11 protein-coding genes are annotated in these 13,856 nt (G+C 71.5%); 6 read left to right on the forward strand and 5 right to left on the reverse strand.

The features are described from left to right. Positions 1-108 precede the first annotated feature (108 nt). Together H305_RS47740 and H305_RS0133365 are read left to right on the forward strand one after the other, a co-directional pair. Complete coding sequence (locus H305_RS47740) at positions 109-1,842, forward strand: MFS transporter (RefSeq protein ID WP_078629372.1); 1,734 nt, start codon at positions 109-111, stop codon at positions 1,840-1,842. A 122-nt stretch (positions 1,843-1,964) separates the two neighbouring features. Continuing rightward, the gene (locus H305_RS0133365; RefSeq protein WP_028804286.1) at positions 1,965-2,738 is read left to right on the forward strand and encodes a DUF2127 domain-containing protein; all 774 of its coding nucleotides are present in this window, start codon (positions 1,965-1,967) and stop codon (positions 2,736-2,738) included. A gap of 133 nt (positions 2,739-2,871) precedes the next feature. On the opposite strand, the gene H305_RS0133370 is transcribed toward H305_RS0133365, so the two are convergent. Both H305_RS0133370 and H305_RS0133375 read right to left on the reverse strand, forming a co-directional pair. After that, on the reverse strand, positions 2,872-3,795 hold the full coding sequence (locus H305_RS0133370; protein ID WP_028804287.1) for an aldo/keto reductase: 924 nt from the start codon (positions 3,793-3,795) through the stop codon (positions 2,872-2,874). Between the two features lies 1 nt (position 3,796). Further along, entirely contained in the window at positions 3,797-4,702 is a 906-nt protein-coding gene (locus H305_RS0133375) for an NAD-dependent epimerase/dehydratase family protein (RefSeq protein WP_028804288.1), read from the reverse strand. A gap of 185 nt (positions 4,703-4,887) precedes the next feature. Here H305_RS0133375 and H305_RS0133380 point away from each other — a divergent pair, with 185 nt between their 5' ends. The 4 genes from H305_RS0133380 to H305_RS0133395 all read left to right on the forward strand — a co-directional run bounded on the left by H305_RS0133380 (position 4,888) and on the right by H305_RS0133395 (position 8,654). Continuing rightward, positions 4,888-5,337 (forward strand): Lrp/AsnC family transcriptional regulator, encoded by a 450-nt coding sequence (locus H305_RS0133380; RefSeq protein WP_037766130.1) that lies wholly within the window; start codon positions 4,888-4,890, stop codon positions 5,335-5,337. Positions 5,338-5,426: 89 nt separating this feature from the next. After that, positions 5,427-5,855, forward strand: coding sequence for a MerR family transcriptional regulator (locus tag H305_RS0133385; protein ID WP_028804290.1), 429 nt, complete (start codon positions 5,427-5,429; stop codon positions 5,853-5,855). Further along, complete coding sequence (gene trxA, locus H305_RS0133390; RefSeq protein ID WP_028804291.1) at positions 5,852-6,184, forward strand: thioredoxin; 333 nt, start codon at positions 5,852-5,854, stop codon at positions 6,182-6,184. Before H305_RS0133385 ends, trxA begins: the two co-directional genes overlap by 4 nt. A 142-nt stretch (positions 6,185-6,326) precedes the next feature. Next, on the forward strand, positions 6,327-8,654 hold the full coding sequence (locus H305_RS0133395) for a HelD family protein (RefSeq protein WP_078629373.1): 2,328 nt from the start codon (positions 6,327-6,329) through the stop codon (positions 8,652-8,654). Between the two features lie 58 nt (positions 8,655-8,712). On the opposite strand, the gene glgB is transcribed toward H305_RS0133395, so the two are convergent. From glgB to H305_RS0133410, 3 genes are all read right to left on the reverse strand, one after another. Continuing rightward, complete coding sequence (gene glgB, locus H305_RS0133400; protein WP_028804293.1) at positions 8,713-11,322, reverse strand: 1,4-alpha-glucan branching enzyme; 2,610 nt, start codon at positions 11,320-11,322, stop codon at positions 8,713-8,715. A 73-nt stretch (positions 11,323-11,395) separates the two neighbouring features. Beyond that, entirely contained in the window at positions 11,396-12,823 is a 1,428-nt protein-coding gene (locus tag H305_RS0133405; protein WP_028804294.1) for a maltokinase N-terminal cap-like domain-containing protein, read from the reverse strand. An 84-nt stretch (positions 12,824-12,907) separates the two neighbouring features. Next, on the reverse strand, positions 12,908-13,856 hold a 949-nt coding region (locus tag H305_RS0133410), incomplete at its 5' end, for an alpha-glucosidase C-terminal domain-containing protein (RefSeq protein WP_028804295.1).

A 13,856-nucleotide genomic window follows, 5' to 3' on the forward strand; every position in this document is an offset into this window, starting at 1 on the left:
TGCACATCGTTGAGCAAATGCACAGTGCTGTGCAATTAGATCTCGTTGTACACGCGCCGCGCCGGCCGACCGTCGTGCGCGTCGACCGAGGAAGGGCGACCCGTACCCATGCGTCTGGTCATGAACGAACCCGTCGAGAGGACGGAGCGTCCCTACGCCCGGCGCTGGTGGGCGCTCCTGGTGCTCTGCCTGAGCCTGCTGATCATCGTGATGGCGAACACCGCCCTCACGGTCGCGGCACCCGACATGACCCGGGATCTGGGCCTGTCCAGCGCTGATCTGCAATGGGTGATCGACGGCTACACCGTCCCGTACGCCGCGCTGATGCTGCTGCTCGGTGCGATCGGCGACAAGTACAGCCGCCGCGGCGCCCTCGTCCTCGGGCTCGTCGTCTTCGGGGGCGGCGCCGTCGCCGGGTCGCTCGTCGACGGCTCCACCGGAGTGATCGCGACCCGCGCGGTGATGGGTGTCGGAGCCGCGCTGATCATGCCCGCGACCCTCTCCCTGCTCGCCGCGACCTTCCCGCGCGCGGAACGGGCCAAGGCGATCACCCTGTGGACCGCCACCGCCGGACTCGCCATCGCGGCGGGCCCGCTGGTCGCCGGAGCGCTTCTGGAGCATCACGGCTGGTCGTCCACGTTCCTCATCAACGTGCCGATCGCCGCGGTCGCGATCGTCGGCGCCCTCGTCCTCGTCCCGCCGTCCAAGGCGGCGCACCAGCACCGCATCGACCACGTGGGCGGCCTGCTGTCGGTGGTCTGGATCGGCTCGCTGGTCTACATGATCATCGAGGGCCCGCACTTCGGCTGGGGCGTCAACGCCGTCACCGCCGCGGTCGTCGCGGGCGTCGGCCTCACGCTGTTCGTGGTGTGGGAACTGCGCCACCCGCGGCCGGTGGTCGACGTGCGCCGGTTCGCCCATCGCGGCTTCGCGGGCTCGAACCTCGCCGTCGCGCTCTTCTTCCTGGCCGTCTTCGGCGCCTTCTACTACCTCACCCAGCACCTCCAGTTCGTCCTCGGCCACGACGCGCTGGACACCGGGGTGCGCATGCTGCCGCTCGCCGGAGCCGTCTTCGTCGGCTCGGCGCTCACCGGCTGCCTCACCCCGCGTGTCGGCATGAAGATCACGGTGACCGCGGGCATGGTCGGCGGCACCGCGGCGCTCGCCCTGCTCACCCGGGTCGACGCGGCATCGTCGTACGGCGATCTCGTCCTGCCCCTCGTCGTACTGGGACTCGCGATCGGCCTCGCCCTGTCGCCCTGCACGGACGCCATCATGGGCGCGTTCCCCGAGTCCGATCTGGGTGTCGGCGGCGCGGTCAACGACACCTCGCTGGAACTCGGCGGCTCGCTCGGCATCGCCATCCTCGGCTCGGTCCTGTCGAGTGCGTACTCCTCGCACCTGTCGGACGCGACGGCGGGCAGCAAGCTCCCGGCGAACGCCCTGTCCACCGCGCAGGATTCGGTCGGCGCCGGATACGCCGTCGCCCAGGGCATCGGAGACAAGGCCCGCCGGGCCGGTGAACAGGCCGCTCGCGCGGGCAGTCCCGAGCAGGCCGCGCAACTGAAGGCCCAGGCCGGCGAACTCGCCGAGGGCGCACGGCAGATGACGGACGCGGTGGGCTCGTCCTTCTCGGACGCGGTGGCACACACCAGCCTCGTCGGAGCGGTGATCCTGGGCGTGGGCACGGTGCTCGTCGCCTTCCTCCTGCCCCGGAAGGAGGCCGAGGGCCTCGAAGCCGAGGCCGAAGCCGAGGGCGAGGACGGTGCCGCGCGGGACGCCCCCGACAGGGCGGCCGAGGAGAAGGGCACGCCCCAGCCGGCGACCGGAGCCCGTCGCTGACCCTTTCTTGAACATCCGTTCGGAACCGTGACCCCGGGGGCCGCCGTCTCGTAGGACATGCATCACCGTGCCGTGCCGGTCGGACCGGCACGGCACGGCACGTTCGGCAAAGGACACGGAGCATGAATATCGACTGGGACCGGCGCACCTGCGCCCGGCGCGGTCATGTCACGTACGCCCCCGACGAGCGAGCCCTGCGCGAGCGGCTGCGCGCCGAGACGGGCCTCGGCGAGGCCTGGCGCTGTCTGCGCTGCGGCGACTTCGCGCTCGGCGACCCGCACGGCTCCGGGCCCGCCGACGAGGCGCCGCTCGTACCGCGCGGCAAGGTCCTGCGCGACCTGTTCATCCTGCGCTTCCTCGCCGTCGAGCGGGCCGTGCGCGGGGTGTTCATCGTGCTGGTCGCGGCGGCCGTGTGGAAGTTCAGCAACAGCCAGGACGCGGTGCGCCGGCTCTTCGACGAGTACCTCGACGTCTTCCGTCCGGTCTTCCGGCACTTCCACTACGACCTCGACCACTCACCCGTGGTCGGCACCGTCCAGAAGACCTTCGGCTACCGGCACTCCACCCTGTTGCTCGTGGCCGTGCTGCTCCTGGTGTACGCCGCGATCGAGCTCGTCGAGGCGGTCGGCCTCTGGTACGCCAAGCGCTGGGCGGAATACCTCACGGTCGTCGCCACCGCCGCCTTCCTCCCGCTGGAGATCTACGAACTCACCGAGCACGTCAGCTGGTTGAAGATCACCACGCTGGTCCTCAACATCCTCGCGGTGCTCTACATCGCCCTCGCCAAGCGGCTGTTCGGACTGCGCGGCGGCCACCGGGCGTTCGAGGCGGAGCGGCACAGCGCCTCACTGCTGGAGGTGGAGGAGTCGGCGGGCCTCGAAGCCGCCCACACGTAGCGGCCCCGGGCCGTCCCGTCGCGGCGCGCCCCGAGCCCTCGCGCGGGCACGGGGCCGCCGCATCCTTACCTGCACCGTCGAGACCGTCCGGGGGCGAGCGGCCGGGCGGCGCGCGCCGGCGTCCTGGCGGGCCCTATCGGCCCGTCGGCGCGTCGAGGCGGGCCAGCTCCTGCGGGGTCAGGACCAGGTCGGCCGCCGCGGCCGAGTCCCGGATGGTCTCGGGGCGGCTCGCTCCCGGGATCGGGATCACGGTCGGCGACCGCGCCAGCAGCCAGGCCAGACAGATCTGCTGCGGGCTGACCCCGCGTTCGCGGGCCACCGCGTGGAAGGCCCCGAAGGGGCCGGACTCCGGCCCGCTGCCCGGTGCGGCGCCCGCCGCGGACCGCGCCGTGGGCGGGCCGTCCAAGGAGCTGCGCGAGATCCCGCCCAGCGGGCTCCAGGGCAGGAAGGCGATGCCCAGCTCGGCGCAGAGCCGCAGCGCGTCCTCACCGTCCCGGACCGCGGGCGAGTACTGGTTCTGCACCGAGACCAGCCGGTCGCCGAGGAGCGCGTGGGCCGCGTGGATCTGAGCGGTGGTGGTGTTGGAGATGCCGGCCAGCCGGATCGTGCCCTCGTCGAGGAGTTCGCGCAGGGCGCCGACGGACTCCTCGAACGGCACGGACGGGTCGGGTTTGTGCAGCTGGTAGAGGCCGATCGCGTCCACCCCGAGCCGCTTCAGCGAGTCCCGCGCGGCCGACTTCAGCCGGCGCGGCGAGCCCGTCACCGTCCAGCTGCCGTCGGCCGGTCTGCCGCGTCCGCCCTTCGTGGTCACCAGCACGTCGCCCGTGTCGCCGCCGTACGTCGCCAGCGCGCGGGCCACCAACCGCTCGTTGTGACCGGGTTCGGCACCGGGCAGGTGGTAGGAGTCGGCCGTGTCGAGCAGGGTCACGCCCGCGTCCAGGGCGGCGTGCACCGTGGCCAGGGCCCGCGCCTCGTCCGGGCGGCCCTCGATGGACAGGGGCATCGCGCCGAGGCCGATCGCGCCGACGCTCACCTCTCCCAGAGTGCGATGGCGCATGTCAGCCGTTCTCCTTTCCGAGTGTCTCGGCGACCGCGCGCGGCAGCCATTCGTCCGACCCGCCGAAGGTGAAACCGAGCTTCGTGGCCCGGGAGTTGTCCATGCCGTAGGAACGGGCGAACGAGAACGGGGAGACCTCCCCGACCTCGACGCTCCGGAAGACGGTCCTGCCCCCGGGGACGTGGACGGCCACCGCCGCGCACAGCTCCTCGGTGGTGAGCACCCCGTGGGAGGCGGCGTTCACCGGGCCGGTGAACTCCTGGCCCGCCACCCAGACGAGGAAGTCCGCGATCTCCTCGACATGGACGTAGGTCGCCGGGCGGTTCACAGCGGGCACGGCGATCGGATCGCCCGTGCGGATGCGGTCCGCGTAGTGGTCGAGGCGCCCGGTGAAGTCGTCGTCGCCGCCCAGCACATGGGCGACACGGACGGCCACGTACGGGAAGGCGGGACCGGCCGCGAGGACCGCCTCGGCCTGCCGCTTGCCCTCGCCGTAATGCGACTCCAGGAACTCCGGGTCGTCCCAGGGCAGCGTGAGGTCGACGGCGACGGTACGGGGATCCACGGCGTCCTCGCCCACGAGGTCCGCCGAGTCCTCGTACTCGTACACCTCCACGGTCGACGTCATCACATAGCGCCGGGTGCGGTCCGCGAAGACGCGCCGCGCGATCCCGGCCTGCAGTGGCGTGTAGCAGACCTGGTCGATCACGACGTCGAACGTCCGCGAACCCAGAGCGTTCTCCAGGGACTTCTCGTCATTGCGGTCCGCGACGAGATGAATTGCCCCCGCGGGCGGTGCCGACGACCCCCGGTTGATCACGGTGACCCGGTCTCCCGCGGCCAGCAGCCGGGCTGTCAGACGCTTTCCGAAATACCGGTTTCCGCCGATGACGCATATCTCGCGCATGACGAACACCCCCGATCCGCTTCGTATTCCGTGACCCCGGCGTGCTTCGAAGCCTTCGGCGCGCCGGTCCTTGTGGTGATAATTCTCCCGTCGTACGCAGGAGGTCTGAAGGGGGAGTCATGGGAGATCCGGCCGCGGCACAGAAGGAACCACGGCATCTGCGCGCAGCCGCCGACGAAACGTCGGTGGCCTTCGACGCGCTCGACCGGCAGATCCTGGAGCAGCTCCAGAGCGACGGCCGGATCAAGCTCAGCGAGCTCGGCCGCCGCGTGCGGCTGAGCCCGGCGGCCGTCGCCGAACGCGTCCGCCGCCTGGAGTCGGCCGGCGCCATCACCGGCTACGGCGCCCATGTCTCGCCGCCCCGCCTCGGCTACGGCATCCAGGCCTTCATCCGGGTCAATCCGCACGGCGGCTACACCCTCAAGCACCCGAGGACGCTGGAGCTGCTGGAGCGAGCCGAGGTCGTGGAGGTCCACCACGTCGTCGGCGAGGACTGCTGGATCCTCAAGGTGGCCGTCGAGGACACCGTCCACCTTGAGGAGATCCTGGAGCAGACCTCCGCACTGGGGCGTACGACGACGTCGATCGTGCTGTCCTCCCCGGTGGAGCGGAAGCCGCTGCTGCCGCCGGCCTGAACCGCGGCGGCAGGCCCGGCTGCGGACGGGCCGGTCCGGCGCCCGGAGGGTTTGCCTTGACGTCGGCGTCAAGGACTACCGTCGCAGGCATGCGAATCGGCGAGCTGGCGGCACGCGCCGGGACGACCACCCGGACCCTGCGCTACTACGAGTCGCGGGGGCTGCTGCCCGCGCGGCGCGGCGAGAACGGGTACCGCACCTACGACGAGCACGACCTGCGGCTGCTGCGGCAGATCAGGACGCTGCAGGACTTCGGATTCGACCTGGAGGAGACGCGCCCCTTCGTGGAGTGTCTGCGGGCCGGGCATCCCGAGGGCGACTCGTGTCCCGCCTCGCTCGCGGTCTACCGCCGCAAGCTCGGTGAGCTCGACACGCTGATCGAGGAGCTGCGGGCGGTGCGCGCGCAGGTCGCCGGACAGCTGGTGCGGGCGGAGCAGGCGCGAGACGAGCTGGCGGCCGAGTCGCGGGTTCCGGGCGGCCCGGAACCCGAATGCGAACTGGGAGGGCAGACGTGGTGATCAAGGCAGCGGGTGTGGCCGAGGTGACGGACGCGGACTTCGAGGCGGAGGTGATCGGAGCGGACCTGCCCGTGCTCGTGCAGTTCACGGCCGACTGGTGCGGACCGTGCAGGCAGCTCGCCCCGGTGCTCGGGGACATCGCCTTCGAGGAGGGTGACCGGATCAAGATCGTCCAGCTCGACGTGGACAGGAACCCCGAGACGACCATCGCGTACGGCGTGCTCTCGACGCCCACGCTCATGGTGTTCCGCGGTGGGGAGCCGGTGAAGTCGATGGTGGGCGCCCGGCCCAAGCGACGGCTGCTGGAAGAGCTCGCCGACGTGCTCTGACCGCACCCGGCGAACGAGTCCGCTCCGGCCGATATACGAGAAATCCCCCTGGCGATTGCGCTCGGGGGATTTCTTTGCGTATATTCGATGGTTCGCGACTTCAGGAGAATTGAGTCGCGGAGAAGTTCACTGGCCACAGTATATCCGGGCGGGAGCGGAATTGTCAAACAGGGGCTCACACACAGAATTTCCCGACGATGAATTGCGGAGAGAGCAGGAATTCATCGACGGGTTGTACGCGCGCGTGGACGCCCTGCGCGGGGTCACCGAGGCGTCCGTCGAGGACGCGCTCGCCCAGGGCAACACGCCCATGCAGGCCCGGCTCGAACGGGACGTGCTGGTCGCCGAGCGCTCCGGCCTGCTCGCCGCGCTGAACGCCGTCGACGGATCGCTCTGCTTCGGCCGCATCGACCTCGCCCCCGGCTCCTCCGCCTCGTCCGGGCAGGGGGAGTCCCCGTCCGGGATCAGCCACCACATCGGCCGCATCGGCATCCGCGCCGACGACACCGAACACACCCCGATCCTCATCGACTGGCGGGCCCCGGTCGCCCGCCCCTTCTACCTGGCCACCGGCCACACCCCCATGGGTCTGCGCCGTCGCAGGCACATCACGACCGAGGGCCGACGCGTCACCGGCCTGCACGACGAGATCCTCGACCTGGGCGACCGCGAACGCACCGGGCACGAGGACCCCACCGGCGACGCCGTACTGCTCGCCGCGCTCAACGCGGCCCGTACCGGCCGCATGAGCGACATCGTGCAGACCATCCAGGCCGAGCAGGACCGGATCATCCGCGCGCCGCACCGGGGCGTGCTCGTCGTCGAAGGCGGGCCCGGCACCGGCAAGACCGCCGTGGCCCTGCACCGCGCCGCCTACCTGCTCTACGAGCACCGTGAGCTGCTGGCCAAGCGCGCCGTCCTCATCGTCGGCCCCAACCCGGCCTTCCTCGGCTACATCGGCGAGGTGCTGCCCTCGCTCGGCGAGACGGGCGTCCTGCTCGCGACCGTCGGCGAACTGTTCCCCGGTGTGCACGCCACGGCCGGCGACACCCCCGAGGCCGCCGCCGTGAAGGGCCGCGCCGACATGGCCGACGTCCTCGCCGCGGTCGTCCGCGACCGCCAGGCGCTGCCCGATCCGGTCATCGCGATCGAGCACGACCGGGACGTCCTGATGCTCGACGCGGGTCTCGTGCAGGTCGCCCGCGAACGCACCCGCGAGGCCGGGCTGCCGCACAACGTGGCGCGCGAGCACTTCGAGGGGCACATCCTCAACACCCTCACCGACATGCTCGCCGAACGCATCGGCACAGACCCGTTCGACGGGTCCAACCTCCTCGACCCCAGCGACATCACGCAGATCCGCGACGAACTGGCCGAGAACCCGGAGGTCTGGTCCGCGGTCGACCAGCTGTGGCCGCGGCTGACACCGCAGCGCGTCGTCGCGGACTTCCTCGCCGCCCCCGAGACCCACCTCGGCGAACAGGACGCCGCCGCCGTCCGCCGTCCCGTCACCCGGGAATGGACCACCGCGGACGTCCCCCTCCTCGACGAGGCCGCCGAACTGCTCGGTGAGGACGACCGCGTCGCCCGCGCCCTCGCCGACCAGGAGCGCCGCACCCAGGTCGCCTACGCGCAGGGCGTGCTCGACGTGTCGTACGCCTCGCGGACGTACGAGTTCGAGGACAAGGACGAGGAGGACTCCGAGATCCTCTCCGCGCACGACATCATCGACGCCGAACGGATGGCGGAACGGCACGAGGAGGACGACCACCGCAGCGCCGCCGAGCGGGCCGCCGCCGACCGGACCTGGGCCTTCGGCCACATCATCGTCGACGAGGCGCAGGAACTGAGCCCGATGGCCTGGAGGTTGCTGATGCGCCGCAGCCCCACCCGGTCGATGACCCTCGTCGGCGACCCGGCACAGACCGCGGAGTCGGCCGGGGTGGGCTCCTGGGAGGGGATCCTGGCCCCCTACGTGGAGGACCGCTGGGAGCACACGCGTCTCGCCGTCAACTACCGGACCCCGTCGGAGATCATGGACCTCGCCGCGGCCGTGGTCCGGGCCGAGCAGCCCGGTTTCGAGCCGCCGCGGTCCGTCCGGTCGACCGGGGAACGGCCCTGGGTGCGGGACGCCGGCGCCGATCTGCCCGGAGCCGTAGCCAAGGCGGTGGCCGAACTGACCCCGGCCGAGGGGCGGCTCGCGGTGATCGCGCCGCGCTCGTTGCACGGCGCGCTGGCCGAGCGCCTGGACGGGGTCACCGCGGGGGCCGAGCCCGACCTGACACGGGATGTGGTGCTGCTCGATCCGCGGCAGGCCAAGGGGTTGGAGTTCGACTCCGTGCTCGTGGTCGAGCCGGCGTCGTACGGAACGAGCGACCTGTACGTCGCGCTGACCCGCGCCACCCAGTCGCTGGGCGTGCTCCACACGGGGACGCTGCCCCGGTCCCTGAACGCGCCCGAACCGGCCTGAGCGGCCGCGTCGCCGAGCGCCGGACGCCCTGAAGCGGGCCGTCCGGCGCTCGACGCGGCTACGCGGGCCGGAGCCAGATCGTGGCGAGCGGGGGCAGGGTCAGCCGAATGGCGGCCGGTCGGCCGTGCGCCGGGTGGGGTTCGGGTTTGACGGGGTCGGGGTTCAGGACATCGCTGCCGCCGTAGCGGCCGGCGTCGGTGTTGAGGACTTCGTGCCAGGCAGGGATGTCCTCGGGGACGCCGATGCGGTAGCCGTGCCGCACGACGGGGGAGAAGTGCGAGACGGCGAGCAGAGGGGTGCCGTCGGCGTCGTACCGCAGGAAGGCGAGCACATTGTCCTCGGCGGCGTCGCCGGCGATCCAGCTGAACCCGGAGGGCTCGGTGTCGCGCTGCCACAGCGCGGGCTCACGCCGATAGACCGCGTTCAGATCGCGGACGAGGTCGCGGACGCCGCGGTGGTCGGGTTCGGCGGGATAGGCGGGATCGAGGAGCCACCAGTCGGGTCCGTGCGCCTCGGACCATTCGGCGCCTTGGGCGAACTCTTGCCCCATGAAGAGGAGTTGCTTGCCGGGGTGGGCCCACATGAAGCCGAGGTAGGCGCGCACGGTGGCACGCTGCTGCCACCAGTCTCCGGGCATCTTGGAGACCAGTGAGCCCTTGCCGTGCACGACCTCGTCGTGCGAGATGGGCAGGACGTAGTTCTCGCTGTAGGCGTACACCATCGAGAAGGTCATCTCGTCGTGGTGGTACTTGCGGTGGACCGGGTCGTGGGCCACGTAGCCCAGCGAGTCGTGCATCCAGCCCATGTTCCACTTCAGCCCGAAGCCCAGCCCGCCGAATCCGCCGGGACCGTCGTGGTGGGTGGCACGGGTGACACCGTCCCAGGCCGTGGACTCCTCGGCGATGGTGACGACGCCGGGGTTGCGGCGGTAGACGGTGGCGTTCATCTCCTGGAGGAAGGCGACCGCGTCCAGGTTCTCGCGTCCGCCGTGCTCGTTGGGGACCCACTGTCCGGGTTCGCGGGAGTAGTCGAGGTAGAGCATGGAGGCGACCGCGTCGACGCGCAGGCCGTCGATGTGGAACTCCTCGCACCAGTACACGGCGTTGGCCACGAGGAAGTTGCGGACCTCGTGCCGCCCGTAGTCGAACTCGAGGGTGCCCCAGTCCGGATGGGCGGCACGCAGCGGGTCGGCGTGCTCGTACAGCGGACGCCCGTCGAATTCGGCGAGGGCCCAGTCGTCGCGGGGGAAGTGCGCGGGCACCCAGTCCATCAGGACGCCGATGCCGGCCCGGTGCAGGGCGTCGACGAGGTACTTGAAGTCGTCGGGGGTGCCGAGCCGTGCGGTCGGGGCGTAGAAGCCGGTCACCTGATAGCCCCACGACCCGCCGAAGGGATGCTCGGCCACCGGCATCAGTTCCACATGCGTGAAGCCCAGGTCCGACACGTAGGCGGGGAGCTGCTCGGCGAGCTGACGGTAGGTGAGACCGGGACGCCAGGACGGCAGGTGCACCTCGTACACGGAGAACGGCGCCTCGTGCGTCGCCCGCAGCCCCCTGCGCGACATCCACTCCTCGTCCCGCCACTCGTGGTGGGAGGCGTGGACGATCGACGAGGTGCGGGGCGGGGCCTCGGTGCGCCGGGCCATCGGGTCCGCGCGCAGCGTGCGCGTCCCGTCCGGGCGGGTGATCTCGAACTTGTAGAGCTCGCCCTCGCCGATCGCGGGCACGAACAGCTCCCACACCCCGGAGGAGCCGAGCGACCGCATCGGATGCCCCGTGCCGTCCCAGAAGTTGAAGCCGGCGGCGAGACGCACACCGCGCGCGTTGGGTGCCCACACGGTGAACCGGGTGCCGGTCACGCCCTGGTGGACCATCGGCTGCGCGCCGAGGGCCCGCCACAGCTCCTCGTGCCGGCCCTCGCCGATCAGGTGCAGGTCGAGTTCGCCCAGCGCGGGCAGGAAGCGGTACGCGTCCTCGGTCTCCTGGACCGTCTCCTCGTACGCCACGAGCAGCCGGTACGACGCGGGGACGTCACGCAGCGGCAGCAGTCCCGAGAAGAACCCGCTCCCGTCGTCGTGCAGTTCGGCGCGCAGCCGGTCCGTCACGACAGTGACCCCGAGCGCGTACGGGCGGAAGACGCGGAAGGCCACGCCCTCCGGCACCGGATGGGCTCCGAGCACGCCGTGCGGATCGTGGTGGGTGCCGTCGAGCAGCCGTTCCCGGTCGCCGGGGCCGACGCCCGGGAAGAAGGGCGCGCGGTCGGCGACGGGTCCCGGCGCCTGCTCAGGGACGCGGGCCGGCTCCGGGAGCGGTGCCGTGTCCGCGCTCCCCTCCGGGCCGGGCAGCTGCCTCGGGACGTTCGCGGAGCTCGCGGGTTTCCGCGTCTTCGAGGCCTTCGGTGACGTGCCCGCGGCGGTCTTCCCGGACGCCGCCTCGGCCGCGGTCCTCCCGGCCGCGCCCTTCTCGGCAGCGGTCTTGCCGTTCGCCTCCTCGGCCGCGGCCGGCTCGGCAGCCCCCGCCGCCTTATTCGCCGTCCCGGAAACCTCGAGGGTCTTCCCGGCCGCCGTCGGGCCGGCCGCCGTCTTCTTGGCGGCAGCCGACTTCTTCGCGCCGGACTTCTTCGCGCCGGTCTTCTTCGGACTGTCGTCGGACGGAGGGCGGGGCGTCACGGGCAGGGCCTCCTCGGCAGGATCGGGTGACATCGCGGGACCAGGTGAATCGAAGGGACCAGGGGAGCGGGGCTCAGGGCGACGCGGCCAGCCGGCGCACCGCCGCCATCGGCACCGGCAGCCAGTCGGGCCGGTGCCGGGCCTCGTACAGCACTTCGTAGACCGCCTTCTCCGTCTCGTACGCCCGCAGCAGGACGGGGTCGGTGCGCGGGTCGACGCCGGCGGCCTCCGCGTAGCCGGTGCAGTACGCGGCGCGGCAGGCGTCGGCCCAGCCGGGTATCAGAGGGGCGGGCGTACCGGCGGCGCCCGGGGCGCCGGGGACCGAGTGCGCGGCGTAGTCGAACGAACGGAGCATGCCCGCGATGTCACGCGCCACGGGCTGCGGCATCCGGCGCTCGGCGAGCGGCTTCGACGGCTCGCCCTCGAAGTCGATGAGCGACCACTCCCCCGCGGGGGAGCGCAGACACTGCCCCAGGTGCAGATCGCCGTGGATGCGCTGCGCGGTCCAGGTGTGGCCCTCGGCGGCCAGATCGGCCAGCGCCTTGAACGCGGTGAGCAGACCGGGCGCGTACGGACGCAGGGCGGGCACCGCCTGCGCCGCCGCCTCCAGACGCTCGGTCATCCCGTCGACGAGCAGCTCCATCTGCGCGCGGCCCAGCGTGACCGTGGGCAGCGTGCGGGCGAGCGCCGTGTGCACCTCGGCGGTGGCCCGGCCCAGCGCCCACGCCTCGCCGGCGAAGTCCTCGCCCTTGGCCAGTTCGCGCAGCGCCAGCTCCCAGCCGTCCGATGCGCCCTGGACGAAAGGCTGGAGCACACCGAGGACGGACGTCTGCCCGCGCAGGTCCGCAAGCATCCACGCCGCGGGGGCCGGTACGCGCGCACAGCCCGCCCGGGACAGCGCCAGCGGCAGTTCCAGATCGGGATTGGTGCCCGGCACGATCCGGCGCAACAGCTTGAGAATGAACGTATCTCCGTAGACGATCGACGAGTTGGACTGCTCCGCCGTCATCAGGCGAGGCACCAGGTCCCTGCGGATCTCCTGGCGCGTGTCCCGCTCGAAGCGCAGCTCGCCGACACGGGCCCGGCTGCGCAGCGCTTCGAGCAGCAGCCCGGCGGGGCGCGGGTCGTACAGCGCCTCGTACACGGTGCGCCCGGCCAGCGGCCCCTCGCCCGGATGCCCGATCAGCGCGGGCGCGAGCCGTGGCGGCAGCGCCTCCCGCACACCGATGAGCAGTTGGTAGCAGTCGCCCGGCTGCGGGGCGGCACCCTGCGCCGGAGTGAGCGGCTGATGCGCTCGTAACAGGAGGTGGAGCAGGCCCGCCTTCGCCCCGGGCGGCAGCAGTTCCACCGCCGAGACCAGCGAGAATCCGGTCACCGGACGCCCCTTGCCCGCGAACCAGCGCTGCCGCGGCAGCCACTCCCGCAGCAGTGGATCGAGGGACGCGAGAAGCTCGGGGCGTGCGACGGGGGCCGTTGCAGAGTGGGTTGCGGCTTCCGACATGGCGTCGCGTCCTTTCCCCGGAGTCGGGGTGTTACTGATGCGTGCCCAGGGCGGGGCGGGGGAAACCGCCCCGCCACCCGGGTCCTAGAGGGCGTCCTTGCGGAGCCGGAACCAGTAGAAGCCGTGTCCGGCGAGGGTGAGCAAGTAGGGGAGTTCTCCGATGGCCGGGAATCGCACTCCGCCGATCAGTTCCACGGGGTGGCGTCCGTTGAACTCGCGCAGGTCGAGTTCGGTGGGCTGGGCGAAGCGGGAGAAGTTGTGGACGCACAGGACGAGGTCGTCGTCGGCTTCGCGGAGGAAGGCGAGGACGGCGGGGTTGGAGGAGGGCAGTTCGGTGTAGGTGCCGAGTCCGAAGGCCTTGTTCTGTTTGCGGATCTCGATCATGCGGCGGGTCCAGTGGAGCAGGGAGGACGGCGAGGACATGGAGGCCTCGACGTTGGTGACCTGGTAGCCGTAGACGGGGTCCATGATCGTGGGGAGGAAGAGGCGGCCGGGGTCGCAGGAGGAGAAGCCGGCGTTGCGGTCGGGGGTCCACTGCATGGGGGTGCGTACCGCGTCGCGGTCGCCGAGCCAGATGTTGTCGCCCATGCCGATCTCGTCACCGTAGTAGAGGATCGGTGAGCCGGGCAGGGAGAGGAGCAGGGCGGTGAAGAGTTCGATCTGGTTGCGGTCGTTGTCGAGGAGGGGGGCCAGGCGGCGGCGGATGCCGATGTTGGCGCGCATGCGCGGGTCCTTGGCGTATTCCGCGTACATGTAGTCGCGTTCCTCGTCGGTGACCATTTCGAGGGTGAGCTCGTCGTGGTTGCGCAGGAAGATGCCCCACTGGCAGTTGGAGGGGATGGCGGGGGTCTTGGCGAGGATCTCGGAGACGGGGTAGCGGGACTCGCGGCGGACGGCCATGAAGATGCGGGGCATGACGGGGAAGTGGAAGGCCATGTGGCATTCGTCGCCGCCGGAGGGGAAGTCGCCGAAGTAGTCGACGACGTCCTCGGGCCACTGGTTCGCCTCCGCCAGCAGCACCGTGTCCGGATAG

The organism is Streptomyces sp. 142MFCol3.1, from assembly GCF_000424945.1.
GTDB lineage: Bacteria > Actinomycetota > Actinomycetes > Streptomycetales > Streptomycetaceae > Streptomyces > Streptomyces siamensis.